23 protein-coding genes are annotated in these 26794 nt (G+C 43.6%); 12 read left to right on the forward strand and 11 right to left on the reverse strand.

What is annotated here, in order from left to right; translation table 11 throughout:
• Positions 1-137 precede the first annotated feature (137 nt).
• The 6 genes from priA to F6K46_RS13810 all read left to right on the forward strand — a co-directional run bounded on the left by priA (position 138) and on the right by F6K46_RS13810 (position 7122).
• A complete protein-coding gene (gene priA, locus F6K46_RS13785) occupies positions 138-2723 on the forward strand; it encodes a primosomal protein N' (RefSeq protein WP_293063817.1) in 2586 nt (861 codons plus the stop codon).
• A 301-nt stretch (positions 2724-3024) separates the two neighbouring features.
• On the forward strand, positions 3025-3183 hold the full coding sequence (locus tag F6K46_RS13790) for a hypothetical protein (protein ID WP_293063814.1): 159 nt from the start codon (positions 3025-3027) through the stop codon (positions 3181-3183).
• A gap of 10 nt (positions 3184-3193) precedes the next feature.
• Positions 3194-3688, forward strand: coding sequence for a hypothetical protein (locus tag F6K46_RS13795; RefSeq protein WP_293117089.1), 495 nt, complete (start codon positions 3194-3196; stop codon positions 3686-3688).
• Positions 3689-3830: 142 nt separating this feature from the next.
• Positions 3831-4274 (forward strand): hypothetical protein, encoded by a 444-nt coding sequence (locus tag F6K46_RS13800; protein WP_293117092.1) that lies wholly within the window; start codon positions 3831-3833, stop codon positions 4272-4274.
• Positions 4275-4316: 42 nt separating this feature from the next.
• On the forward strand, positions 4317-4700 hold the full coding sequence (locus F6K46_RS13805) for a trypco2 family protein (protein ID WP_293063795.1): 384 nt from the start codon (positions 4317-4319) through the stop codon (positions 4698-4700).
• A gap of 133 nt (positions 4701-4833) precedes the next feature.
• Positions 4834-7122: an SUMF1/EgtB/PvdO family nonheme iron enzyme gene (locus F6K46_RS13810; protein ID WP_293063789.1), complete on the forward strand. Its 2289-nt coding sequence runs from the start codon at positions 4834-4836 to the stop codon at positions 7120-7122.
• A gap of 126 nt (positions 7123-7248) precedes the next feature.
• On the opposite strand, the gene F6K46_RS13815 is transcribed toward F6K46_RS13810, so the two are convergent.
• Positions 7249-10224, reverse strand: coding sequence for a DNA translocase FtsK (locus F6K46_RS13815; protein ID WP_293063763.1), 2976 nt, complete (start codon positions 10222-10224; stop codon positions 7249-7251).
• A 37-nt stretch (positions 10225-10261) separates the two neighbouring features.
• Here F6K46_RS13815 and F6K46_RS13820 point away from each other — a divergent pair, with 37 nt between their 5' ends.
• On the forward strand, positions 10262-10390 hold the full coding sequence (locus F6K46_RS13820) for a hypothetical protein (RefSeq protein ID WP_293063761.1): 129 nt from the start codon (positions 10262-10264) through the stop codon (positions 10388-10390).
• Between the two features lie 236 nt (positions 10391-10626).
• Here the strand turns inward: F6K46_RS13820 and F6K46_RS13825 are convergent, their stop codons facing one another.
• The 3 genes from F6K46_RS13825 to F6K46_RS13835 form a co-directional block, all read right to left on the reverse strand.
• The gene (locus F6K46_RS13825) at positions 10627-12744 is read right to left on the reverse strand and encodes an AAA family ATPase (protein ID WP_293063759.1); all 2118 of its coding nucleotides are present in this window, start codon (positions 12742-12744) and stop codon (positions 10627-10629) included.
• 88 nt (positions 12745-12832) lie between these two features.
• Positions 12833-13714: a hypothetical protein gene (locus tag F6K46_RS13830; protein WP_293063758.1), complete on the reverse strand. Its 882-nt coding sequence runs from the start codon at positions 13712-13714 to the stop codon at positions 12833-12835.
• A gap of 717 nt (positions 13715-14431) precedes the next feature.
• On the reverse strand, positions 14432-14629 hold the full coding sequence (locus tag F6K46_RS13835) for a hypothetical protein (RefSeq protein ID WP_070390768.1): 198 nt from the start codon (positions 14627-14629) through the stop codon (positions 14432-14434).
• A gap of 20 nt (positions 14630-14649) precedes the next feature.
• Between F6K46_RS13835 and F6K46_RS13840 the strand changes: the two genes are divergently transcribed.
• A complete protein-coding gene (locus tag F6K46_RS13840; protein ID WP_269086929.1) occupies positions 14650-14778 on the forward strand; it encodes a hypothetical protein in 129 nt (42 codons plus the stop codon).
• Between the two features lie 202 nt (positions 14779-14980).
• On the opposite strand, the gene F6K46_RS13845 is transcribed toward F6K46_RS13840, so the two are convergent.
• A complete protein-coding gene (locus tag F6K46_RS13845; protein WP_293063824.1) occupies positions 14981-15628 on the reverse strand; it encodes a response regulator transcription factor in 648 nt (215 codons plus the stop codon).
• A gap of 288 nt (positions 15629-15916) precedes the next feature.
• On the reverse strand, positions 15917-17155 hold the full coding sequence (locus tag F6K46_RS13850; RefSeq protein WP_293063754.1) for a sensor histidine kinase: 1239 nt from the start codon (positions 17153-17155) through the stop codon (positions 15917-15919).
• 223 nt (positions 17156-17378) lie between these two features.
• Here F6K46_RS13850 and F6K46_RS13855 point away from each other — a divergent pair, with 223 nt between their 5' ends.
• From F6K46_RS13855 to F6K46_RS13870, 4 genes are all read left to right on the forward strand, one after another.
• Complete coding sequence (locus F6K46_RS13855; RefSeq protein WP_293063753.1) at positions 17379-17798, forward strand: hypothetical protein; 420 nt, start codon at positions 17379-17381, stop codon at positions 17796-17798.
• 266 nt (positions 17799-18064) lie between these two features.
• Complete coding sequence (locus tag F6K46_RS13860) at positions 18065-18295, forward strand: hypothetical protein (protein ID WP_143727413.1); 231 nt, start codon at positions 18065-18067, stop codon at positions 18293-18295.
• A gap of 404 nt (positions 18296-18699) precedes the next feature.
• The gene (locus F6K46_RS13865; RefSeq protein ID WP_075895848.1) at positions 18700-19116 is read left to right on the forward strand and encodes a helix-turn-helix domain-containing protein; all 417 of its coding nucleotides are present in this window, start codon (positions 18700-18702) and stop codon (positions 19114-19116) included.
• A 115-nt stretch (positions 19117-19231) separates the two neighbouring features.
• A complete protein-coding gene (locus F6K46_RS13870) occupies positions 19232-19945 on the forward strand; it encodes a DUF2259 domain-containing protein (RefSeq protein WP_293063752.1) in 714 nt (237 codons plus the stop codon).
• Positions 19946-20016: 71 nt separating this feature from the next.
• On the opposite strand, the gene F6K46_RS13875 is transcribed toward F6K46_RS13870, so the two are convergent.
• The 5 genes from F6K46_RS13875 to F6K46_RS13895 form a co-directional block, all read right to left on the reverse strand.
• Complete coding sequence (locus F6K46_RS13875) at positions 20017-21861, reverse strand: pentapeptide repeat-containing protein (RefSeq protein WP_293063747.1); 1845 nt, start codon at positions 21859-21861, stop codon at positions 20017-20019.
• A gap of 37 nt (positions 21862-21898) precedes the next feature.
• Entirely contained in the window at positions 21899-22780 is an 882-nt protein-coding gene (locus F6K46_RS13880; RefSeq protein WP_293117095.1) for a TetR family transcriptional regulator, read from the reverse strand.
• A gap of 540 nt (positions 22781-23320) precedes the next feature.
• Positions 23321-24289, reverse strand: coding sequence for an MraY family glycosyltransferase (locus F6K46_RS13885; RefSeq protein ID WP_229415149.1), 969 nt, complete (start codon positions 24287-24289; stop codon positions 23321-23323).
• 231 nt (positions 24290-24520) lie between these two features.
• The gene (gene sipA / locus F6K46_RS13890) at positions 24521-24757 is read right to left on the reverse strand and encodes a regulatory protein SipA (RefSeq protein WP_070390761.1); all 237 of its coding nucleotides are present in this window, start codon (positions 24755-24757) and stop codon (positions 24521-24523) included.
• Between the two features lie 526 nt (positions 24758-25283).
• Positions 25284-26342 (reverse strand): sirohydrochlorin chelatase, encoded by a 1059-nt coding sequence (locus F6K46_RS13895; protein WP_293068181.1) that lies wholly within the window; start codon positions 26340-26342, stop codon positions 25284-25286.
• Positions 26343-26794: the final 452 nt, after the last annotated feature.

Here is a 26794-nt window from a genome sequence, read left to right on the forward strand (position 1 = left end):
GAAAGCAGGAGAGATAATTCTCTTACCATTGCTTTTATTATTTATTTTGACTCTGGAAACAGGATCTCACATATTTTAGAATTTTCCTATCTATCAATAGTGATAGAATAGGAGCCTTCCCAAACTAAAGCTGCCCTATGTCTAATCCTCCTTTAGGTCTACTGTTAGCTGAGCCTAGAGCACTTTACTTTTCTGGTGGTGGCCAAGAAAAGTGGGTTGAAGTCCTAGTAGATTGTCCAGGAGTTCAAGGTATATATACTTATCGTAATTCATTGGATGCATCAATCAATCCTGGAGATGTTTTGAGTGTGTCATTCGGGACTCAACAGCTAGGAGCGATCGCTATTCGGATTGTAGACTCTCCACCCCCAAACTTACCACGAGAAAAAATTAAGGACGTAGAGGAGGTGATCAGTCCCGGTTTCTTTCCCAGTTCCTACTGCCAACTGTTAGAGCGGGTTGCTCAGTACTACTGCACCCCTCTAATCCAAGTGATTCGGTCTGCCTTACCTCCAGGACTGTTAGGGCGATCCCAGCGTCGAATTCGCCTCAATTCCTCGGTCTTGCCTAAAGAGGCTCATGTCTTTGTCAATAATTCAGCCGCAAGTCAGATTTTGGAGATTCTCCAGGCTAAACCCAATGGGGATTACAGCTGGCAATACCTCCAACGTCAGGTAAAGGGGGCTAAAGCAGGGTTACGTCACCTGCTCAAGCGAGGTTGGGTGGAAAGTTATCTGGAAGCTCCTAAGCCAACTCGTCCTAAGCTCAAGAAAGCTGTGACTCTGGTGGCTGATATCAATCGGTCTGATCTGACTCGACGGCAACGGGAAGTATTGGAGGTGCTACGCCGTCGTGGGGGGGATTTGTGGTTGAGTGAACTATCACAAATTTGTAATGTTAGTTCTTCAACTATAAATTCATGGGAAGATAAGGGATATGTGGTGATTGAGCCTAGGGAAGTATTGCGCAGTGCGACTTCACCAACCATGGCTACAGATGCCCCAAAAAACTTGACAAATGCCCAATCCCATGCATTAGACCTGATTAATAATATTGATGGCTTTGCCCAAGTGCTGTTGCATGGGGTGACTGGGTCTGGAAAAACCGAGGTCTATCTACAAGCGATCGCACCAATCCTAGCGCAAGGGAAATCCGCTTTGGTGTTGGTGCCGGAAATTGGCTTAACTCCTCAAATAACTGACCGTTTCCGGGCTCGCTTTGGTGATAAAGTTCGGGTTTACCACAGTGCTTTGAATAAAGGGGAGCGCTATGATACCTGGCGACAGATGATCCCAGGTGAGCCACAAGTGGTGATTGGCACTCGTTCTGCTGTTTTTGCCCCTTTGCCCCAGTTGGGATTAATTGTTTTAGATGAAGAACACGATTCCAGCTTCAAGCAAGACCAACCTATTCCTACCTACCACGCTCGCACCGTTGCCCAATGGCGAGCAGAATTAGAAAATTGTCCCCTGATTTTAGGTTCAGCTACTCCTTCGGTAGAAAGCTGGGTCAGTATTAAGGTGATGGGGGGAGCGAGAGATAGTCAGATTGATAGTAAAATTAATCCGCTTATTTCTTCAGCTCCTGAGGTTCAGCCTTTTACCTGTTCACCTCCTCAGCATCCAGAACTTAGCACGCATTACTTATCCCTGCCGGAACGGATTCAATCCAGACCCCTGCCACCGGTGGAAATAGTGGATATGAGGCAGGAGTTACAAGCTGGGAATCGGTCGATTTTTAGCCGTTCTCTCCAAGACAGCTTGAGACGACTAAAGGAACAAGAGAAACAGGGGATTTTATTTATCCCCCGCAGGGGACACAGTACCTTTGTCTCTTGTCGTAGTTGTGGTCATGTGGTGGAGTGCCCTAATTGTGATGTTTCCTTGTCCTATCACTATACTCATGAAGGGGCTACTCAAGTATTGCGGTGCCACTATTGCAATTTCGGACAACTCCATCCCCGTAATTGTCCAGAATGTAGTTCTCCCTACCTGAAATTTTTCGGCAGTGGTACTCAGCGGGTTGTTCAAGATTTGGCCAAGCTGTTTCCAGAGTTGCGAATTATCCGCTTTGATAGTGATACCACTCGTACCAAGAATTCTCATCGCACTTTGTTAACTCAATTCGCTAATCGGGAAGCTGACTTGTTGGTGGGGACCCAAATGCTCACCAAAGGATTAGATCTGGCTCAGGTGACACTGGTGGGAGTAGTAGCAGCAGATGGACTACTGTATTTGTCAGACTATAGAGCATCCGAGCGGGCATTCCAAACCTTAACTCAGGTAGCCGGTCGTGCCGGTCGTGGGGATGACCCTGGTCAGGTGATTATTCAAACCTATTCCCCAGACCATCCTGTGATTCAGGCTGTCAAAACTCATAATTATCAGTCGTTTATCTCGGACGAATTGGAACAACGGGCAGCACTGAACTATCCCCCTTATGGTGATTTGATTCTGTTGCGCATAAGTGGATTGGATCCTGTGGCGGTGGAGAAGGTAGCAGAGGATTTAGCGGACAGGTTAGATACTCCTGAAGCCGAATACGATATCCTAGGACCAGCACCAGCCAGTGTGATTCGGGTTGCTCGTCGCTATCGATGGCAGATTTTGCTTAAGTTTTCTCCTACTGTGCCCGCCAGGTTACTGAATTGGCGGGAATTGCAGGATATGTGTCCTCCAGATATTAGCTTGACTATTGATGTTAATCCGTTGAATATAAGTTGAAAGTATATAGCAATTTTTATAGCTATGAGGTATAAAATTTATGGATTTTAGGGAACAGGGAACAGGGAACAGGGAACAGGGAAGAGAGAAGAGGGAATCGGGAATCGGGAATACCCATGCACTCTATCAAGACAGGAACTCAAGGTCAGATAATACTGTACCTCATAACTGCGATAAACGCTATAAGTTACAATGTAAAAAGTTTAAGGTTGAAGGTTTAAAGTTTAAAGTTTAAAGTTAGGAGTTTAAAGTTGAAAATTGAAAGTTGAACGTTGAAAGTTATAGGGAACCTAAATAAATTGTGATAATTTCTATTCTCGATTCCCGATTCCCGATTCCCGATTCCCGATTCCCTGTTCCCTGTTCCCTGTTCCCTGTTCCCTTTAAAATTTGTGAATACTCCCGCTCACGCCATCGTCAATCTCCTAATTTTAGGAAAAAAAAGAAAGCCGGAAAATAATTTACCAATTGTGTTCGGTGCCATCTTACCGGATTTACCAATGGTAATTTTTTACATATATGAAAAATTAATCAGAGGAATTCCTGAAAACGTAATCTGGTCTGAATCCTATTATAACCCAAGCTGGCAAATATTTTTCGATATTTTCAATTCTTTTCCACTGATACTATTAGGTGGATTGTTAGCCTACTATTTTGGTGAAACGTTTCTGATTGCTATGTTTGCTAGCATGGCTCTTCATGGGATTGGAGATTTTCCTGTTCATGCTGACGATGCCCACCGTCACTTTTTTCCATTGTCAAACTGGCGCTTTGAAAGCCCTGTGTCTTATTGGGATTATCGTCATTATGGTCATATTTTTGCTCCTATAGAAGTGTTGGCTGTTATAGTGGGATGCTTAATTTTATGGAGAAGGCACACTTCGATGACCGCTCGGATTATTATTGCTATGGTAATTACTGTTTATTTTGGTTATGGAGTTTATGCTGTGTTAGTTTGGGGTTAATAGTTAAGCTATCAGCTATCAGTTGCGTAGGGTGCGTTAGGGGCGGACTTGCGATGATTTTTCGCCTCCTAGCCAGCATTGGTATAGTCCGCCCCGTAACGCACCACCCAAGGACGAGCCCTCATTTTCTGTCACAGGCAAGATGCCTGTTCTACCTACAGGCAAGATACCTATCACAGGCAAGATGCCTGTTCTACCTACAGGCAAGATGCCTGTTCTACCTACAGGCAAGATGCCTGTTCTACCTACAGGCAAGATGCCTGTCACAGGCAAGATGCCTGTTCTACCTACAGGCAAGATGCCTGTTCTACCTACAGGCAAGATGCCTGTTCTACCTACAGGCAAGATGCCTGTTCTACCTACAGGCAAGATGCCTATCACAGGCAAGATGCCTGTTCTACCTACAGGCAAGATGCCTGTTCTACCTACAGGCAAGATGCCTGTTCTACCTACAGGCAAGATGCCTGTTCTACCTACAGGCAAGATGCCTGTTCTACCTACAGGCAAGATGCCTGTTCCACCTACTGAGTTAAACAGTAAAAATGAGATACACCCCCCAAAGTCTCCTCAATCTAGAGCAATTTAGGTTAACCTTAAAGACAAAACTACAATAGTGTTCAACAGAGTCATGACTGATAACGAAACTGGTTCCATTGGACTTGCCGAATTGATTGAGCAAGTTAAAGGGGAATTACTAACACCTCCAAAAGATAAAACGGCTCCTTTTCTGTTTGTGGAATCAGTTGAACTAGAGCTTCAAGTAACCCTCAAAAAAGAAGGAAAAGCTGGCATCAAAGTGAATGTTATATCAGTTGGTGGTGCGGAAGCTGGTGGTGGAGTTGGTCAGGATAATATTCAAAAAGTGAAGGTCAAGCTATCGCCGTTGTATAGTAAAGAGGAAATGAAGAGATACTGTAAAGCGTTACATCCAGAAACTGTTCTACCTTCAATCAACAATACTATAAACGGAATAATGAAAGGGAATGACTCTGGGGATGAAGGAGTTATGTAGAAAAGTTAAGCTAAAACGCATTTCAAATTATTAGTTTTAGCAAGGAAAAAGGTAAAACTAATAATTTGATTGATATCTATCTTTTTTAGTTGATTTCTTTCATATCCAGTTTAAAGGCACAATAGCTTAGACAATGAAAATACTGAAATTATTGTTAACTGTACCCCACAGGGCAGAGCCAGGAGAAATAGAAATTTATGCCCAAGGAAAAGCCGGTCAGACGGTTTATCATTCGCGTTTACCTTTTTTTGAAGATGGAACCCGATGGCGAACTACTATGATTAAAGCCCTTGGTGCTGTAGAGTTTCAATCAGATACGTTTCCTAAGTCTGAAGAAGTGAACTGGATGGTAGCGCAAGGGTGGCTTCCCCCAGAGGGTAATCATTTCCATCCCCAACTCTTAAAGAAGATTGGACAAGATATCTATAACACTCTTTTTCCCCCAGGAAAAGGAAGTAATTTCTTACAGAGAATGTTAGGCAGCCTTGAGCCAAGGGAACAACTACATATTCAAATCCAATTTAGCGACAAAATTGACGATAGAGGACGTTTACCGGATTATCCTTGGGAATTAGCTTGTGACGATCGCGGATTTCTCGCTGGACGACAAGTGACTTTTTCACGGTTGATTGCCTTTGTCGAAAATATACCTAAGCTTCCGCCAGTAGAGAAAATCAAGGTTTTGCTCGTCTCATCCCCTTTTGGGGATACAGCAATGGATTTACCTTGCCTAAACTCTCACGAGCGAAGAGCTATACTCAGAGCACTCCAGCAAGCTGAAGCAAAAGGCACAATTGAGGTAGAACAGCTCGAACCAGCGACTTTCAAAGAATTTGGAGATTATCTGACCCAAATTTCTGAAGAAAAAACGCCTCATATCATTCACTTCGATGGTCATGGCTTTTTCGGTAAACGTTGCAATCATCAGCAATGCCGTGCTATCCATCACCAACTCAGAGCAAATTATTGCCTAAAATGTGGCTCTCCTTTAGACCCATCTCCCCAAGGCTACTTACTGTTTAAACCTAACCAAAAAGATAGTACCAAAGAAGCCGATTATATCAGTGCTACAGAAATTAGTGAGCTGATTCAAAAAAGTAATCTTGATTTAGGACAAAAACCAGACCAAGGCGTTCGTTTGGTGGTTATAAGTGCTTGTAAAACAGCGATGGCACTGGGAAGCGATTCTGTGTTCAACGGTGTGGCTCAAAAATTGATAGAGCAACAGATTCCAGCAGTGGTAGCTATGCAATACAATGTTACCGTAAAAGGGGCAACTGCTTTTGCAGAGCGGTTTTATCGAGCATTAGGTAACAAAAAAGTCCTAACTACTTCCGTGAGTATGGGACAGGATGCCATGGGTAGAGAGGGAAACCAATGGTATCGCCCAGTGCTTTACCTACGTTGGTCTGATCAAGAGGGGGGGCAGTTGTTTGGTAATGGGCAACCTGATTCGGATGAAAATAAGCAACCTGATCCGGTTAGACCTAAAACCTCACCGAAAACGCCGATAAAAAACCCAAGAGATACCACAGAAATACCACAAACAAAGGGACAAGATGAGGAAGAAGGTTTAAAGCAGTTTTCCTTTGAAGTAGTAACAGTTAACCGGAGAGGAGCAATAATCAAGCGAGAAAATAAACAAGAAAGTTATTTCACTGAACATCTGGGAAATGCAGTAGACATAGAGATGGTGTATATCCCAGCAGGAAGCTTCTCAATGGGTTCCCCGGAAACTGAGAAGGGGAGTGATGACAGACAAAGACCTCAACACCAAGTAAGCATTAAACCCTTCTTCCTGGGGAAATATCAGGTAACCCAGGCGCAATGGGGAGCTGTGGCCAAACTCCCAAAAGTTAACCGGGAGTTAAAGCCAGACCCTTCGAGATTTAAAGGAGAGAAGCGACCAGTAGAGCAAGTAAGCTGGTACGATGCGGTGGAATTTTGCGATCGCCTTTCTGAATATACAGGAACTAAATACAGATTACCGAGTGAAGCGGAATGGGAATACGCCTGTAGAGCCGGAACTACCACACCATTCCATTATGGAGAGACCATAACCAGTAAATTAGCTAATTATGACGCTTCCAATACTTATGCAGAGGAAGCAGAAGGGGAATATCGACGAGAAACCACCCCAGTAGGAGGTTTTCCCCCCAACGGCTTTGGCTTATACGATATGCACGGCAATGTTTGGGAGTGGTGTGGGGATCCTTACCATCGTAATTACAAAGGAGCCCCTACAGATGGGAGTATCTGGAGTGTAAATGATAATAAGGATGATTCTCAGTGGCTGCGGGGCGGCTCATGGTACGACAATCCTAGGAATTGCCGTTCTGCCTCCCGCGTCAGCTTTTTCGCGCGCGATAACTTCCACAACGATATCGGTTTTCGTGTGGCGAGGGGTGTTGGGAGGACTTAGCCCTTTTACCTTTTTGACCTTTTTATTCCTTTTTCTCTCTTTGTTGCTGCCGTCAGGGGGATCGATTTTTTTTAATAAGGGATGTAGCTAATTCAGCAATACCAACTTGATTTGAATAAACTTTGATCAAGGCCATATAATCCTCTCAGCAAACAAACTCTGCAATCGCTCTAACTTACCACCTTTTTGATATAATAAATCCCCCTTACCCAACAAATAAGCTGCTTCACTGTTGCTACCACCAAAAATAATCCTTGAGTCGGCTTCAGACGCTGTGCGTAAAGCAATTCGCCCTGGTAAATTAGAGCGAATAATCGGAGTAACAACGTTGGCGTCTGGCCGTTGAGTAGCAACAATCAAATGAATCCCAGCTGCTCTAGCTTTGGCTCCTAAACGCTTAATACTTAATTCTAAGTCTTTGCGGATTTCTTTTTCGGCCATGAAGTCAGCATATTCATCAAAAATACAGACTATCCGAGGTAACGCTAGGTTTGGTTTATTAGTTTGTTTCTGAGTCAATTGCTGATTATAAGCATCCAGGTGAGGACACTTGGCTTGTTCAAATTTCCGGTAACGCTGCTCCATTTCGTCAACTAATTCTGCCATCAGTTCGATAGCGCGATCGCTATCTTTTACGATTGGTGACAGCAACCATGGCATGTCCTCAAATTCTGGGAAAGTGACGCGCTTGGGATCAACTAGAGCAATTTTGAGCTGTTCAGGAGAGTGGTGATAGAGTAGGGATAGCAGAAGCGATCGCAAAAATTCACTCTTGCCACTTCCGGTTGTGCCCCCTACTAAAAAGTGACACGTATTGGGATCCGATAAATCCGCTTCTACCAATTTCCCATCTAAATTTACTCCAATCCCAATCCTGGGAGACTTTAACTCAATTTCCCCCCAAGATTGGGGGGTTAGGGGGGCGGGAGACTTTAACTCAATTTCCCCCCAAGATTGGGGGGTTAGGGGGGCGGGAGACTTTAACTCAATTTCCCCCCAAGATTGGGGGGTTAGGGGGGCGGAATTTGCCGGACGCTGGATATAGTCATCAAATCTAGCTACTTCTCTATCCTCATCCTTCCGTGGTAAATCCACACTGACATACCCAGCTTCAGGAGTAATCAAGGGAGGATTCTCCAGACCTAAGTGTACTTGTAAATCCTTGGAGCGATTCTGTATCGATATGACTTTTACCCCACGATTGGGTTTTACCTTGATCCGGACAAATGCTGGAGCAACTGTTGCGTTGACATAATCGACACTAATTTTAAAGTCTTCTAAAGTACTCACCAATTTTTCCCCGGTCTGATCAGCATCAAGAGTTTTCCGGGATGGTGCCTTGACCGGCTTTTGCTTAGTATCAGGAATTTTGCGGGATGGTGCCTTGACCGGCTTTTGCTTAGTATCAGGAATTTTGCGGGATGGTGCCTTCACTGGCTTTTGCCCAGTTTTCACCTCCTCAAAAAAAGTTTGACAGGTCTGCTGTTGGGGACAAATGTTGCATAGGTGAAGCTGTCGTGTCGGTGGTGGTGGCTCCAGTTTGCCCTTACCGATTGCTGGAGTGCAATGGTTTTTTCGGCGTTGCTCATTAGTTTTGGTCAAGCCCCCTAAATCCCCCAACTTTGGGGGACTTTGAGAGTTTTGTTCCCCCCAAAATTGGGGGGCTAGGGGGGCAAAATCATACCCAGAATCAGCAACGCCCCCATCTCCACTCTCTTCGACCTGGGCAGGTTTCCAAGTCAGCCATTGGCGCATCTGTTGTAATTTATGGGGAATGAGCTGATGCACTGTATCCTCTAGCTCTTCCCGGGAATAGTACTGTTTTTGGAATTCCGGTAAAACACAATAAACCGCTGCATCGATTGCTACTCCTTTTTTTTGGTGGAGCATGTAACTATAGAGGGCTACTTGAGCTAGGTTAGCGGATGGATCTACCGGTTGATAGGTTTTATAGTCTACGACACAATAGCGATCGCGCTCACAGTCGAAGATTAAGCTATCGAATTTTCCATTAACTCGTTGCTGGGTACCATCAGGAAGAGTGAAGTTATAACTGAGCTTTATTTCTTGAGCAACGAAGGTTTTACTAATTACTTCCTCTGGCTGACAATAGGGTCGATTAGTAACTAGCAGTTGAGTCCAATGGGGAATTAGTGATTTTAATCCTTGCCACAGTTGAAGTAAGATCGAGGCTATATCTGGATTGGTATTGATTTTGGGGAAAACCACTAGCTCATACAGTAGCGCTTGGATCTTAGAGCTAATCTGGCTTTGGTCTAGCTGACTTGCTGTGGCAGAAAATAAGGCTTGAAATCGGGAATCTTGCTTTAGTGTGTCAGTACACTGTTGACATAGCTGATGGAATACTGTCCCAATACCTGGTGAGTCGGATGGTGGTATAAATAGGGTTTTTCCACCAAAGCGCTGACTCAAATAAAATAAGCGAGGACATTCAATGGCTACCCTAACTTGGGTAACACTGAAGCCAGGGGATTCTGATTGTTGCGTCCGCAATCGTCTTGTGACCATCTGCTCTGGACTCCAGCTATTTTTATCACTAATTTCTAGTAAGCGGCGATGGACATGGGCTAGATACACTGTATCCAGTTTTGCATACTTTAGCTGTTTTTCGCTTAGCGGACGTTTTCCCCAATCACTGCTTTGCTCTTCTGTATCGACATTAGGGAAATGGCACAGCTCTCGCGCTAGTGTTTTTAATTTATTATTCGATACCTGTAATGGATTAGACAGTTTCTTGTTCGTCAGCTTTCTAGCTATTTGATAGGTACAGGTGACATTCTTAGCTTGCTCTTTACCCCCTAGATACCGTAAATCAAAGCTAGCGTTGTGAAAGACTTTTTCAATGTTAGGATTAACCATAATATGGTTAACAAAGTATTGCACTACTTCCGGTTTGTCTAATACATCTAAGATGTAAGCTTTGTCACCATTTATATCCGTCGGATCAGCCAATACCTGAATCAGAGATAATCTAGGATTAGGGGTATTCCAGTCAGCTACTTCCGTATCTAACCAGAGAACTTTTGATGCTGATAAATTAAGGATTAACTCTCGGATTTGGGCTAGTTGAGTCAGGTACATTGGTGCTTGTTATCCGAATTTTTGTTATGGTAAAATAATGGTTAGCTGTCAGCCGTCAGCCGTCAGCCGTCAGCCTTTGGCACCTCAAGTAGGGTGGCACAGGCTTCTAGCCTGGTTTTTAGGGAACAGGGAACAGGGAACAGGGAACAGGGAACAGAGCTTGTAGGGTGGGCAAAAACAGTTTGCTTCTTTTGATAATTCTGGATTATATTACTTTGCCCACCCTACTTGAATTGGTCTGAGAGCTGAGAGCTGATAGCTGATATAGCGGTTATTGCATTTATGAGCTACACTTTTAAACCTCAAAGTCCCCCTTTTTAAGGGGGATTTAGGGGGATCCCTTTGTAGCTCATGGGAAATATAATTGCTATAGCTGATAGCTGATAGCTGATTGCTGATTGCTTACGGGACCAAATATACTGATTGTGTTTCTGGGGAACCATCCACAGGGACAACTTTAATTTGATTTTCCTGATACAGTTCCTTAATTCGTTGTTGAATTTCTATTTCTTTGAGCCGATTAAATTGACGGTGAGTAGTTTCAATTAAAACCTTAAGACCAATAACTTGGTCTTGTTTGAGCACATTTAACACAAATTCTTTAACCGGATTGAGGGGTACTTTATTCTCTTGTATCGAAAAAATATTCAAATCCTTTAGTAAAGGACAATCCTGCAAAATTCCTGATTTTCGGATTAGATCTTGTAACTCTGCCAGTGTTGGTATTGTATCAGCAAGCACTAACTCTTGGGAACAAGCGCCATTAACTAAGTTATGATAAGTATATAAGTAATGGATAGAGGAGATATCCTCTAATTTGAGGTGATGATGGTCAGAACCATTGAATAGTTTGGTGTAGAGTTTGTAGCCTGTACTATCACGTTTTATGTTAATTTTTGTATGGCGAATTAGGTATAAGGTTTGGCAGTGATTGCCTTGAATAGCTTTATCACAGGCATTGATCAGATGATAGAACCTGCTACCATTAGTAGTTTCTCCCCATACTACTGCGATCCGTCCTTGAGGTGATGGCAGCTGGTAACTTAGGGAATAACTGGCAAAGGTTTTGCTACTGGACAAAAATTTTGGTTTAATACCCCTAACCTCTAGAGCTTCTAACGCCTCTCGTAACATCCCAATCAATTTAGGTTCATCAATATCTTGGATGCGGGTAATTTTCTGCTCAGTCTTTTGAAATTCCTTCTGCCATTTCAATTTCAATGAGGCTAGGATTTTTTCTTCTATTGGTATTGAATTGCTGCTAGTATCCTTCTCAGTAGTTGAGTCAGTGGTTGATGGCTCGGAAATCTTAACTCCCTCGATATCCTCACTAGTTAAGTCAATCGTTGATGGCTCGGAAATCTTAACTCCCTCGGTATCCTCACTAATTAAGTCAATCCTTGATAACTCTGAGTTAACTACCTGAGTTTTATACCTTTGAATTAGCTTATTTCCCAGGCTTAAGGTCTGGCGGGGAGTGGTTTTGCCACCAGGAAATTCTTGTTCTAAGTCTTGCCGAGTTAAAGGGTAAATCGGTGAGGTGGATTTTGGTTCAGCTTGCTGATGTAACGGATAGAGTATGCTTGCCCAGAGGGATTCCGCTTGCTCTAGGGTAATGTTTTTGAGCAGAATTTTAGGACTAAGTCTAGCGAGATCAGCCCCTTGAAGTTTTTTTAAATTCCTTCTCCAGGTATTAGTGACTATGCTAATAATAATCAACAAGTTATTGGGAAAGCGAGTATTAAGGGTAGAGTTGACATTAAACAGCGCTTGTAGATCCAGAGAACCATCGGGCAAACGAGGAATATTATCCAATTGGTCAAAACACAGCACAATCGGCTTGGTGGATGAAGAAATTCTCCCGAAGTTGATTAAGATATTCTGAGCATCGTCTTCGTTATCTATAGAGCCTCTGACCCCAAGGGTTTTCAGGTCTTCTTCATCTAAATCTTCTCCCCTTAACCATTGATAAGCCAGGTGATATCTTTCTGGATTAGTGAGGTCATAGAGGACTCCAAAAAACTCTTTACTGCGATGAATTCCCCCTGGATAGCTAGCTCTGAGGTCACTAATAAACTGTTGTCGCTCATTCAGCAGCCAACCGTTTTTTTTAAAGGCTGGGAGACTCTTTAGCCACAGCAGCAACTGAGACTCTAGTTCCCCTTCTGGGACTTTTAGCATACTGTCAACGGTTTCCCTAAGAATATAGCGCCAGATGCGATCGCTATTTGCCCAAGGACCGATATAAGCAAAAAAGGCGTCTTGATTGAACTGCTGTTTGAGGCGTTTTAATAGATAACTTTTCCCCGAGCCAGGATCACCAGCCAGTAAGATAGTGCGGGGTCGATGGTCTTGAGTCACCGCACTGAGGGTGGTGGTTATCTGATTGATTTCATCTTGATGAATCGAGTTGACATTAACAGCACCATTGTCTGGATCTTCCCAAAAATTCCCCGTAGCAAAGGTCACGGGGTCAAAGGGATTTAGGGCTTGTTTAATTTTTTCCTTGATCGTTGCCATCTCTTTAATTCCATCTATAGAGTGGACAAGGATAGAGGATTAACAATTGGGAAGCCTGGGCTCATAGTATCATACTTTGTATCATACTTTACTGCACCATAATGAAAAATAGCCTCCCCCCGGTATTTTGAGGAATACCAGCTTCAATTTGTTCCTCTGTATACATGTTTGCTTCTTGCAAAGCACTCAGATCAATTTTATCTTCTGCTTGCAAGCTATACAGTGCTTTATCCAATTCTTCCCTAGACAAAGGCGGTTGTAACTTTTGGCGCAAATGAAACAGTGGCAAATAGTTTTCTGTACCCAATTCCTGGTCTAAATCCTTGATGATTTGTAATATTTCTTCATTATTATGGGGATTGACTAGAGCGGGAGTCGAATTTCCATCTGATTCTGAGATTGTACTGGTTGAGTTTGGCAGCTGTTTGCGCAGGAAATCGATGTAATCCGCTAGCATGGTTTTAGAAAGATTGATATTGCCACGACCAACGGGTTTATAATTATTTAAGAGGTACTCAATACCTGTTTCAGTAATCCAAACATCTTTGAATTTAGTTTCTGCGACTGTGATATAACCCCGTTCTATCAAACTGTCCATGATTTCCTTGCGGGTCTTAGCAGGCTTGACGTTTGTCTTGGCGGGAGTAGTCGGTTCTGTTTCACAGGCTTTTAGAATTTTGCGTTCTTTCGTGCTCATTGGTACTTCAGCCTGATCTTGGTTTAGAAGTTCCTTGCCTGCATCAGTGATCTGAATTTTGGTGATTTCTTGATTAGACTCAATCAACTTGCGATCGCATAATGCCTGACAAATTCGATCTCGTTCACCCGCTGAGGTTTTAGAATTGGGTTTCGCTTCTGTAATCAATGCCCGATAATCCGGTTTGCTCAGTAGCTTCAGTAAAAATTTTAGTTGGCTGACTTCCAGTTCAATAGCTTCCATGTTGATTGTTGTTACCTCACGTTTGTTCAAGATTAACCTATCTCTATTCCCTATAACCACGTAGTAGTTAAAGATTTTCGCAATAGATTCTACTGTCAGCCCTCAGCGGACGGGCGCTGAGCCCTCAACTATTAGCTCTGAGCAGAATTCTTATTATATAAGCCTTTCGGTACTTTTCAATAGTATCTTTATTTCCGTGGTGCCTTACTAGGCTCAATCCTTACCGATATTAGACTTATCTCAAGTCTGGTTGAATACCCATAATTAAGGGTGCGCGGGGATGGTAGGGAGGCGCTAGAGGTCTGGGGAGATAGGGAGATGGGGAGATAGGGAAATTTTTCTTAAGGGTAATTATCGTAAGATAATATTAGCTGAAGGTCGCGACTAGATGGGTATTCAGGGAAAACCCTCAAAACGCTGATACCCGAAATGCTGATAGCTGACGACCGAAGCGAAACCATTCAGCTATCAGCCCTCAGCATTACGTCACAGGCATTAAGCCTGTGCCACAAAGCATCTCAAGTAGCGTGGTCCAAAGGCCAAGACTGATAGCACCTCAAGTAGCGTGTGCGTAGCACATAAGCTGAATGCTAAGCTACAGTCAATTTTCTTACCCCTACTCCCGTCTTGATGCAATAGCGAGTGGGGGAAAGCACGGCAGTTGCTCATGGGGGGAACCCCCAAGACCGCACTGCCTCCCCAAGACCGCGCTGCATCGCTACTCCCTATTCCCTATTCCCTATTCCCCTAATAACGTCGAGTTTTCTGAACTCCGTAAACTAGTCCTGTACCAATCGATAACAAGATCAATAGCCACAGGATACCACCAGGAAGAAAGGTAAGAATACCAAAACCTCTGAGCAAGTAAACCATAACGGTGATAGCGAGAAGAGCCCCAAAAAAGTAGGCAATTATTAAAGTTTCAGATTGAGAAGGGGAACTCATATAGTATTTTTAGTTTAGTTGTGAACAGATCACGAAAGGCAAGAGGCAAGAGGCAAGAGGCAAGAGTTAAAAAAAACTGTGTACCTCAGGTGCGACCCCTAAGGAAAGGCAAGAGGCAGAGGCAAAAGGCAAGAGTCAATCAAGTATAGAATGATTTTGGCCGACTGCATCGCTTTTTCCAATTCATTTATAAATGCTAAGGGCGTTTGTCGCAGTTATGAGGTACACTCTTCTTTGAAGATGATTCCCTTAAAATCTTCATTAGTCTTGCCTTTTGCCTTTTGCCTTTTGCCTTTTGCCTTAAAAGTATCAGATTTTTACTCATGGCAATTAGACTGGCTAGATCAATAATCAACGGTCGTTAAAATTGCTAAACATAGAGTTGGCTAAAATAGCTGCTTGAGTGCGATCGCGTACATTCAACCGACTCAATATATGAGTAACGTGGTTTTTGACGGTCTTCTCAGAAATATACAACCTCTGAGCAATCTCTCGGTTGCTAGCACCGGTAGCAATTAGCCGTAAAATCTCCTGCTCTCTAGGAGTTAGTTCCTCCCAACCCGGAGGTGGACTCGGAGTTGGGTCTCGCATTTGAGTAGCGACTTTTTTGCCTATACCAGGGCCTAACTGAGTATACCCTTTTTGCACCGCTCGAATTGACTGAGCTAATTCTTCGGGAGGGGTATCCTTCAGCAAATATCCGGCTGCTCCGCACTGTATGGCTTGGGTAACGTACTGGTCATCATCAAAGGTAGTTAGTACTAATACCTTTGTATCCGGGAATTGCTGACAAATCTCCCGAGTTGCAGCGACGCCATCCATGACAGGCATCCGAATATCCATGAGTATAACATCTGGCTGTAACGTTTTTACCAGACTAATTGCCGTTTGTCCATTCTCGGCTTCACCGACTACCTGTAAGTCTTCTTCTAACTTCAGCAAGGCTTTTAATCCACGCCGAATTAAACTTTGGTCATCTACGAGTAAAATACGAATCATCATCAAGGATGAATTATATAATAGTTGTCAATTCGGTCTTATTTTTAGGGAGTAGGGAGTCGGGAGTCGGGAGTCGGGAGTCGGGAGTCGGGAGTCGGGAACAAAACTAATCACAATGCGTCTCTAATTTCTAGATAAGCGCGTTGGTATTTGAGCTCTAAACCTGTATGATATTTTTTTTTTGACAATAAAACTCCTGATATATTTTACCTCTTGCCTCTTGCCTCTTGCCTCTTGCCTTTTCCTGCCATACCTGTGTTCACAACCGATGATACAAACGCGCTTAGCTTAAACCTTTGGTAAAGGAAAATGAGCGATAATTTTGCAGCCAGCTCCTGGTGCTGTTTCAATTTTAAAGGTTCCTCCTAAGGCTTGGGTGCGTTCTCGCATTCCTTGTAAACCAAAACCGGTTGTGTTCTGGTTTAGGGAAAATCCAATACCATTGTCTTTAATAATTAATTGTAAATCTGTTGCTGTCTTAATTTGGATGTATACTTCAGTAGGTTTAGCATATTTAAAGATATTTGTCAATCCTTCTTGGACAATACGGTAAACTGCGATTTTGATGTCAGCAGGGATTGAACGCTTTAAGTTAAGATGGCATGAAGGTGAGATAGCTGTGGACTTTTGGAAGTCCTCGATTAGGGATGCGATCGCATTTTCTAGAGATTGCTCTTGTAACGGATTTAAACGCAAGGAAGCAACGGATTGACGTACATCCTTCAGAGCAGTTTTCCCAAGTTGTTTCGCTTCTAAGATAAATTCTTGGGCTTCAGCCGGGTCAGATTGTAATAGTCTTAAAGCCGCTTCCAGGTGTAAATTAAATACCGTTAAAGAATGTCCTAAGGAGTCATGAATTTCCCGAGCAATACGGTTTCGTTCTTGCAGCGTAGCAATATCTTCAATCCGGAGGGCATATTGACGCAGTTGAGCATTAGCCTTAGCCAGCTCTTCCCGACTTTTTCGTTCTGATAGTACAGCATCCACTAATAGCTGCAAAACGATTAAGACCAATACAAATATAAAGACAGAAGTCAATAAGATAAATAGTAATCGCTCCGGAATCAACCCTGTTGGTGGTGCTCTGAACACAGGAGGTGGTCTAAAGGGAGGACGATGCCTCAGACCATGATGCTGAAATCGAACCATTTGCTTCATTAGAAATAATATAACCGCAAATCCAGTCATCATTAAGCGACCTTGGAACTCGAATATAAAACAGTTGCGAACAACTAATATAATTAACATCAGTTGCAATAACCGAATGTGTCCCACTATGGATGCTAAAACAATTACCCCAATTTCGGCGGCAGTGTAAAGTACCTTATAAATAGGCTTATTTGTTGGTAATCTCAATCCCATTAACCCAAATACTGCCAGGCAAACTAGATTCAGTAGTGGCGACCTAGGTAGCATGGGAAAAGGAAGTTTTAGTAATTCCACCAAAGCGGTGATGATAAGCAGTATCCACTCCAGGTAGAGCAAAAATCGAATGGGGTGGTTAGTAATGTGAATAGGATGCCGCATTCACGATTGTTGTAAACAACCAATAACAAACAACCAATAACCTTAATCCATGTGTCAAAGGTAATGCAAGACCCATTGGTCATGTCTAGCCCAGGACTTTAGTCCTAGAGGAATTGGGGTCTTTTGCCTCATGTGGTTTCACCCTCCCCGTTTTTAGGATAGAGACATCAAACAGAAATCAGCTCACGTCAAAACACTTAGAAACAGCTAAAGAGTGAACATCATGAACATCAAACGCTTTTCTCTACTGGCAGGTATCGCAGCAATTACCCTCACTAGTTTTCCCATGGCAGTTAATGCCCAAGAACTTCCTCCATTTTTATCTAATCTGAACATCACTGACCAGCAAAAAGAGCAGTTTGAGGACATCATTAACAATACTGACTCCAAAATTGAGGATATTCTCACTCCTGATCAACAACGGCGCTTTGAAACTATAAAAGTGCTCCGCCGTCAACTGCGAGACGCAAGGGAGGGTCTGAATCTCTCTGAAGAGCAGTTAAAGCAAATGCAAGACATTAACAGGTCAGCACGATATGAGATGAGGGGTATTCTCACCGAGGAACAGCGCCAACAAATTCGTCAAGAAATAGGAGCATTTCGAGGTAAAGGCCCATTGAGACGGAGATTTTTCCAGAACTAGATTATCTCTTGGAATACAAAGTACTAACTCTCTTGATATAACTTGTTAAAGGTGCGCTTAACTCATTAATAATTAAATTCGCCACGGGTCGCACCTAATTGTTAAGTGTTAATTGACAAACCATTAACACTTAACAAGTTTTTTTTATTACCACCATAAACACTATCCTTTCCAATACCTTTAAAATCGGTGTTGCGTCAGTCTTTGAATGAATAGGAGTAGAGTGGGCATCCTGCCCGCCCGAAAATAAGGAGGAAACTGGCAAGATGCCAGTTCTACACAAGATGCCAGTTCCACGCAAGATGCCCATTCCACCAAGATGTCCACTCTACAAAACTATTACAATCATTCTATTATTAAGCAACGCCTGGAACCGAGGTGCTTTGCCTGATCATGGGATTGACCATAGGTCACGCTACGGGATGCTCCTGTGCAGCCGCTATGCGATGCTCCTTTGGAGCCGCTACGCGAACGCATTTACTGTACCTAGTCATTAACAAAAATGTGGCCACCCACTGGACTTGTTGCTGCGTGAATGCAATAGTTTTTTTGGAAACCTGGAACTGAGGCGCTTTGGCTGATCATGGGATTGACCATAGGTCACGCTACGCGAACACATTTACTGTACCTAGTAATTAACTTTGATATCGCCACTCACTCGACTTATTGATGCGCTAATGCAATAGTTTTTTTGGAAACTTGGAACTAGAGTAATGGCTGGAATGGGATCCATAGGTCACGCTACGGGATGCTCCTGGGTCGCCGCTACGCGATGCTCCTTTGGAGCCGCTACGCGAACGCATTACTACACCTAGTAATTAATACCTAAAATCTTATCCCTTGCATCTTATCCAAAATTCTGTTACATTAATAGTATCGTTAACGCAATGGTTAACTCCCCATGATGATTTCCACCGCACAAGCCGCTGATTTACTAGGTGTTTCCGCCACTCGCGTCCGTTACCTTCTCAGCAAAGGCAGAGTTAAAGGAGCCTATAAAGTGGGTAGAACTTGGGTGATTCCTCTGTTTGATGGCATGCCAGTAGTCACTCCCGGCACTCGCGGTCCAAAGCGGAACTGGTCAAAGCGCAGAGAGTACACTAAGGCTGTGATTCATGTTAACCAGAGGGTAATTCGCAACAATCTCAAGACAGGGGAGCGTAACCCTGTCATTACCGTAAAACGAGGCTCTCAAAACACTTATGGTCATACGGTGGAAGTCAATGGGCCGTGTAGAGTCATGTATCGCCCCGATGATCCCCTCAAATGTGGAGCAAGGGTGTGGATTGAGACTATTTCTGATTTTAAAGTAATTTAATTTAGTAACAGCTTACCTGACTAGACATCTACCTGATTAGACTAGGAAACGCTATACTCCAGAGAAACATCATCACTGGTATGGAAAAGACCAATTAAAGGATCAGGGAAGTCGGATGAAACGCTTTTATTTATATTCAAGTTTGTTGATTGCTAGCTTCTTTCTACTATTGCTTGGAGAGGAGGGATTAGCACTTATTGTCAAAACCAATCGTCGATTGTCAGGTTTTTCTGTAGATAGCCGTAACTATATTTATCTGGAAAGTGCTAGAAACCATGTCACAAAGGTTCCTACTGCCAAAATCCAAATTATCGATGTAGCCACTAACGCTTGTGTCAAGAAAGGTTGTCTAGAAACTAACTATAACTACTCGGATTCCAATCTCACTCCTAAAGAGGCTGAAGAGAGTTTACTCAGGAAAACCCAAAGAATAAGACAGAGCTTAAGACTCAATCAATTAAAAGTAGGACTCAAACTGCCAATTATTGAGCGTTCCATTCAACCCAATGGCACAGAAACGGTTAAGGTCTTGGTGGATAAAGAAAAAGACCCACTAGAGATTCGTTTAGAACAAATTTATATTCCCTCAGTTTTATCTGGAGGAATGTCTAATATAGACCGGGCTTCAATGCAGCTAGTCATTAATTACAATTATCGCCAACTGACCCTAGGTAAACTGAACAATTACCGTGAAGCTATCAGGAAATATTCCATCAGAGAAGTTCGCTTATCCCCCAATAGACAGAACATAGTTGTACTGATCAATCTCCACCAAGCCACCTATAACGCTGACTTTCAGACAACCTTCGTTCAGAGTTTTCCGATCTAAACTACTTTTGCCTTTTGCCTTTTGCCTTTTGCCTTCTGCCTTTTGCCTTTTGCCTTTTGCCTTCTAACAGCTCAGTGATGAAGCGTACCATCAGGCATAATTGCCCCACTGATCAACGTATTCCTCAAGTCAACATCACTCAGGTCTACGCCAGCCAGTTTAGCATCCTTAAGTTGTGCCCCATGGAGATTAGCACCACTTAGGGTGGCCTTGGTTAAGTCAGCACCAGTTAAATTTGCCCCTAACAAGTCAGCACCTGTCAAATTAGCCCCTGCCAAGTTTGCCTGACTCAGGTTTGCCCCCCAAAGGTCAGCTTGACTGAGATTAGCCCCACTGAGGTCAGCTTGACTAAGGTCAACTCCTCCTAAGTTGGCTCCACTCAAATCTTTCCCTGATAGGGAAGCAACAGGCACAATGCAATATGCTCCCAACTTACTAGGGTCAAACCCTTCCGGAAATTGAGTAGTTTGGTTATAGAGCGATATCTCAAATTTAGCATCTTCGAGATTAGCACAGCGCAGATCTGCACCAAGCAAATTTACCTTACTAAAGTTAGCTCCCCCCAGATCAGTGCCATTTAACTCTTGATCTGAAAATGATGCACCGGGGGCAATTAAGTAAGCTCCGTGTTGGCTGGGGTCAAACCCTTCTGGAAATCGAGTAGCTTGGTCGTAGAGCGCTCCGAGCAAATTGACTCCCTCCAGGTTAACCGAGTAAAGATCTGCCCCAAAAAGGCTAACTTTCCCCAAATCTGCCCTACTCAAGTCAGCTCCTCTGAGGTCAGCCCCCTGAAGATTTAGCCCACACAGAGACACATCCGCAGCAATGAGATATGCCCCATAGGCTGTGGGGTCAAAATCTTCAGGAAATTGAGTCTTTTCGTTATAAATTGCTCCTTTGAGGTTAACCCCTTCAAGATTAGTAGCGGACAGATCTACTCCAAACAAGTGAATGCTCCTTAAATCTGCTCCTCTGAAATCCGCGCCACTAACTAAGCTCAACCATAAGTCCGCTCCCCGCAAATCCGCTTCCTGTAGATCGGCTTCTCGTAGATCCGCTTCCCAGAATTGAACTCCTCTTAAATTGGCTTTCCTTAAATTAGCTCTAAGCAAAGATATACCAAAAAAGTGACCCTGACTCAGGTCAACTTGGGATAAGTCTGCTTCACTTAAGTCCACACCACTGAGATTTGACTGACTCAGGTTAGCCATTGGTAGAGATACACCAGGAGCAATTAAATGTCCTCCTGCCTTCACTGGGTCAAAATCGTCAGGAAACTGAGTGGTTTCGTCGTAGAGTATACCGCTCAGGGTTGCATTTAGAAGCTTAGCACCCTTGAGGTTTGCCCCCATCAGATTGGAGCGGCTTAAATTAGCTCCTGTTAGGTCAACATCCTGCAACTCAGCCCCAATTAAGCAAGCACGGGTTAGATTAGCTTCTTTGAGATCAGCACCTTTGAGGTTAGTTTTCCAGAGGTCAGCTCTGGTCAAATTCGCACCCCTTAAATTGGTATCACTGAGATCTACCCCACTCAATTTAGCTTCCGTTAGTAAAGCCTCGGGGGCAATTAAATAAGCTCCTGCCTTGGTAGGGTCGAAATTTGGGGGAAACTGAGTGGAAAAATTGTATAGTGTAGTATGGAGGTTAGTTAAGTCTAGAATAGCTTCGCTCAAGTCTGCCTGACCCAGATTAGCACCACATAGAACAGCTTGAGTTAAGTTAGCTTCCCTCAAATTAGCTCCCCAGAGATCAGCACTACTGAGGTTAGTGCCAGTAAGAATTGCTTGACTGAGGTCGGCTCGCCATAAAACTACCCGTTCCAGATTTACCTGGCTGAGGTTGACTTGACTTAAGTCAGCTCCACTAAAATCTCTTTCCCCAAGGGAATATTGTGACTGAATTTCATCAGTATTCATATTTTGTACGATAGTTTTAATTTAAAAATAATCAAAATTATTTATTAGATAAAACCTCCGGTTCCCAAGTCCAAATTACATACCCTTTATCGATATGAGTAATTACTATTTTATCGAGCTGATCAGCTACCTTAGACAAAATAGCGATAAGTTGTTCTTGAGTTTTTTCTAATCGTAAAAAACTGTAGTATTGACCATCAACGTTAATGGCTAATAAGCGTCTGCTTAAATGAGGTACCTTAATCCAGCAGATTTGGTAATCCTGACGGGATTTAATAATATGACTGGAGGATAATTCCAAATCCTGAAGGAGAGCAAGAGCAGGAACAGGGGAAGACCTCAGTTGAACTGAATTATTGTTTTGGGATTCAGGGTAAAACTTAAGTTGGTTGGCATTTATAGCCATCCCTTTAGTTTGAGCTACTCTATTGCGTTTAAACTCAATAACATTATTGCTATCAACAACACCATGGGGTTGTTGAACAGCAAACGATTGAGTGTTAGGAGGAGTTAGTCCTCGATACCGAAGCAAATCATCCCTCTGGGTAAGAGCTATTGTTGAAACATCCGGTTGGTATTCTGGTTCCGATTCGCCTTGGTTCAGGGATTCGATATCCTGGAGGCGTTGTCTGTTTTTTTCTCTGACTGATGCTTGGTATTTTTGCCATTTCCTTCCCACTTCAACAGTGCCAAGACCAGCTAACACACTCCCTAGGATGGCAACGCCAAGATAAGGAATTGCTAAATCCTTATGGTCTTCATGGAAGATGGGTTTAAGTTCGACGTTTAAAAACGGTTTAACTTCAACAACGATTGGTTTTGATTTGTTGAAAACAAACGGTAAGGTCAAACTGGAAAATATAGTGCTGGAGATAACTACAGCTGGTAGTAAGATATTAATTAAGGGGTAATTGGTCATCGGTCATCTTCAACCGCTGCAAGCAAGAAATTGGGTAAAGCGATGCAGTATAGCTATTGGGGTAAACCCCCATGAGCAACTGCATCAAGAGATGAAGCTTGAATCTCCAACAAATGGAGCTTGACTCAAGCTTTACGATGGCGATCGGTTAAATTCCGGTAGTCTTGCTGCTTACTGAAGAGGGCGGCTTTGTTGCTAGCAAATCGCCTCAAAGCAGGTGATTTAATCAGGATATAATAATAAATCGTATATTATATCATTTAATACCAATTAAATTATGTGGGGTCAGACCCACCATTAATTTTAGCAGCGGTCTCGTATAAATTGTCAATTAAATTGACAATTTAATATTTCTTAATATATCTTCCAGAGCAAGAGTCGTCAGCTTACTCCCTACGCACATGCTGCCCTTGCCAGCACTGACCAGGACATTGCTAACTATCGTTTGGGATACCAAGTAGAGTTGGGTCAGTTACAAATTACCCATGACCCATTACCAATTACCGATTACCTTTAATCATTCCACAATCGGGGAACGCTTTATTTTGCTCTAATTCTTTGCAAAACAGTAATGCCTAACAGCAAAATGATACCCCCTGTCGTGGCATAAATCACCCTAGGAGTCATACCTTGCAGTTTCATTGCTAGCCAGTTAGACACTAAGGTAATGCCCCAAAGGATAAGGGCAACATAGCGCTGAGAGAAACCAAAGGCTAGCAAGCGGTGATGTAAGTGGTCTTTACCTGGGGTAGTTAGAGGGTTTTTACCATTGATCAACCGTCGCACAAATACCTGAGTAGTATCTAGGACTGGCAATAGCAAAAATACTACTGGGGGGACTAGGGCAAATACCGTAGTCACTTTCAAAGACCCTAAAATGCTGCTGGCAGCTAGTACATAGCCGAAAAAGTACGCACCTGCATCTCCCATAATAATGTGGGAAGGATGGAAGTTATGGCGCAAAAATCCCAGAGCTGACCCCCCTAGGGCTGCCAGAAGCAACGTTGCTGCGGCACGACTGGGAAACTGAGCTGAAACCGCTAACAGGCTCATAGCAGTAATAAAGCTGACCCCTGCCGCTAAACCATCCATCCCATCCATAAGGTTAATGGCATTAGTAATACCCACAACCCATAGAACCGTAAGTAACATGGAGAGTTGGACATCAATCGGAGTACCGAAGGTAGCTTTAATCCCGGCACCACTAGCCACTAACAGCAGGGCAGCAATAATTTGAACCGACAAGCGTACATAGGCAGGCAAACCAAATTGATCATCAATAAAGCCTACCAGTACCAGAACCGAGCCCCCTAGGAGAATAGTCAGCACTTGAGCTAACACCCCTTCGATGACAATCGGTCTAAGGAGGGTAGCTAGTACCAGGGCAGCTACCACTCCGGTATAGATAGCTAAGCCTCCTGCATTGGGTAAGGGTTCTTGGTTAAGCCGCCGGGCATTGGGTTGGTCAGCCCAACCAACCTCTAGAGCAAACGAGCGTAAAGTTGGCATCAAGCATCTAGTCACTGCCCATGCCAATCCGAAAGTTAATATGACTGCCAGCCAGCCACTTCCCCTAGGGTTGGCAATTCCGAGGGACTGTAGGAAGCCGTACACATCTATCTCCCAAGTCACGTCCAGACTGCAAAATTGTAATCGCTATGGATAATATTAAGCTCATCTTGTAAATAAGGTACATGGGTAGAAGCACATCAGCAGGAAAAAGCGATTACCACTTAGGGATTAGGGGTTTGGATTTTCCCCCTGAACTAACTCAATGTACTGACTATCGATCAGAAATGCTCCTCTAGAAAAGCGAACACCCCAGTATCCTCCTGGACGTCGGTCGAGGATTACTCCCTCTTCCCCAACTTTAATCACATCAGGAGGTCGTAACATGGGCATTGGTTCAGCAGTTTTGACGTAGCGTGGTAATGTAATTACTCTTACGCGATCGCCAACGTTAAAGTCTTGAGACATTGGTCAGTCAAAAAAGGTTATGGGGTTGAAGGTTGTTTGGTTGAAGGTTGAAGGTTAACAGGTTGTTCGCGTAGCGTGGCCTTTGGCCAAGGTTATGGGGTTGAAGGTTGAAGGTTATGGGGTTGAAGGTTGAAGGTTATGGGGTTGGAGGTTGAAGGTTATGGGGTTGAAGGTTGAAGGTTATGGGGTTGAAGGTTGAAGGTTATGGGGTTGAAGGTTGAAGGTTATGGGCTTGGAGGTTGAAGGTTATGGGCTTGGAGGTTGAAGGTTATGGGGTTGAAGGTTGAAGGTTATGGGGTTGTTCGCCTTTGGCGTTCGGTGTAGGGTAGGTTCTTGGGTTGAATGTTGTTCTTGCCCAGGGGTCCCTTGTAGTATAGGTTGGAAGTTGTCTGGATTAACCTTGGCCTTTCGGCCACGCTACGCGAACAACCTTCAACCTTCAACCTTCAACCTTCAACCTTCAACCTTCAACCTACCAACCTTCAACCTACCAACTTTCAACCTACCAACCTTCAACCTGTTAAGCCTAGGGTGCTTGCCAAATACGCTGGTGGTATTTTTCCAAATCTTGATAGGGGTCTGGAGTATTGTGATTATGCTGGTGAGAGTGGTGGTGGTGATGGTCATGCCCGTGGTGATGGTGGTGGGAGTGTCCGTTGTCAGCACCATTATCAATCGCTGCTAACCGGAACTTACACATCTCACAATTCATCTGCACTTGCCCCAACTGAGCCTCGATTTCTCGGTCCCTGAGCACAGATAGCAGCTGAGGCTGAATTCCCATTTCTGGTAAACAGGTCAAGGGAATCTCTGGATAACGTTTCTGCTGCTGAGCTGTGATATCAACAATCTTTTTTACTAAAGCCCCGGTAAATAGGAAGTAAGGAAGTACTATAATATGCTTAGGTTGGTATAGTCGGGCGCGACGGAAGCCTTCTTCTAAGCGAGGATGGGTAATGCCAATAAAGCAGGTTTCCACAGTTTTATAGCCACTGCCTTCCCAGAGCATGCGAGCCATTTTGTAAACATCACCATTAGCATCAGGGTCACTAGACCCACGACCAACAAATAGAAGTACTGTGTCTTTTCTTAAGGGTAAAGGTTGTTTTGTGGAAGGTTCTAGATTAGAAGCTTCACCCTTCAACTGGCTAACGGCTAACTCTGGTTGGGGTTGGTCAAGTTTGGCAAGCCGTTGCCGCCATAAATCCAGAATTCCAGTGGTAATTCCAAAATGACGCCCGTAGTGAAACTTGACTTGGGGATATTTTGCCCTTGCCCGGTCTAACTCGTTAGTAACATCAAATTTATTGTGACGAGCTGCAAACAGTAAAATCGGTAATACAGTCAGTTCTGTATAACCCTGCTGGACACAACTCTCTACTCCCTCTTGAATAGTTGGACCTGTTAGTTCTAAAAAACAAGGCACTACTGGTCGAGAATGGTTCAAGGTTTGATAGGTCTGGGCAAAATCAAGGAAAGTCTGACGCCCATCGGGGTCTCTAGTGCCGTGACCAACCATTAATAAAGGGCGTTTTAGCGGTAGGGGAGATAGGGACAATGACTCAGCGGTGACATCGATCTTCATACTTCATCCTTGATCATTCATAGGTCATACTTCTACGTCATACTTACATAGTTAACTAACTTATTAAATACTTAATTTCCTCAAGGGCATTTTACTGGTAGGGAAGGTAAGGACAATAACTCAGGGGTAGCATCGATCTTGCTCCTGAATACTTCTATTATTAATACCTCATTTCTGTAATGGCTTAATCTCTTGATTACCGACCCTTTCCCCAGAAGGGAAGGAGATATGGTTGGGTTGGGCAGAGTCTTCTGCATTCTTTGGTAATTGGTTTTCTGTGCTTTGACACTCCCCGTCCTAGAAGAACGGGGATTCTTACTTCAATGAGCCGACTTGCTCAACCAGACCGGAATCAGGAAGAGTAGAGGCCGATTCTCCATAAGCGTTTTGGGAGACCCGAACGCGCCCCGCGTGGCCTACGGCCTCCGCTGCGCGAACGGATCTAAGATCCA

Origin of the sequence: Moorena sp. SIO3E8 (assembly GCF_010692445.1) — a bacterium.
Classification (GTDB): Bacteria; Cyanobacteriota; Cyanobacteriia; order Cyanobacteriales; family Coleofasciculaceae; genus Moorena; species Moorena bouillonii.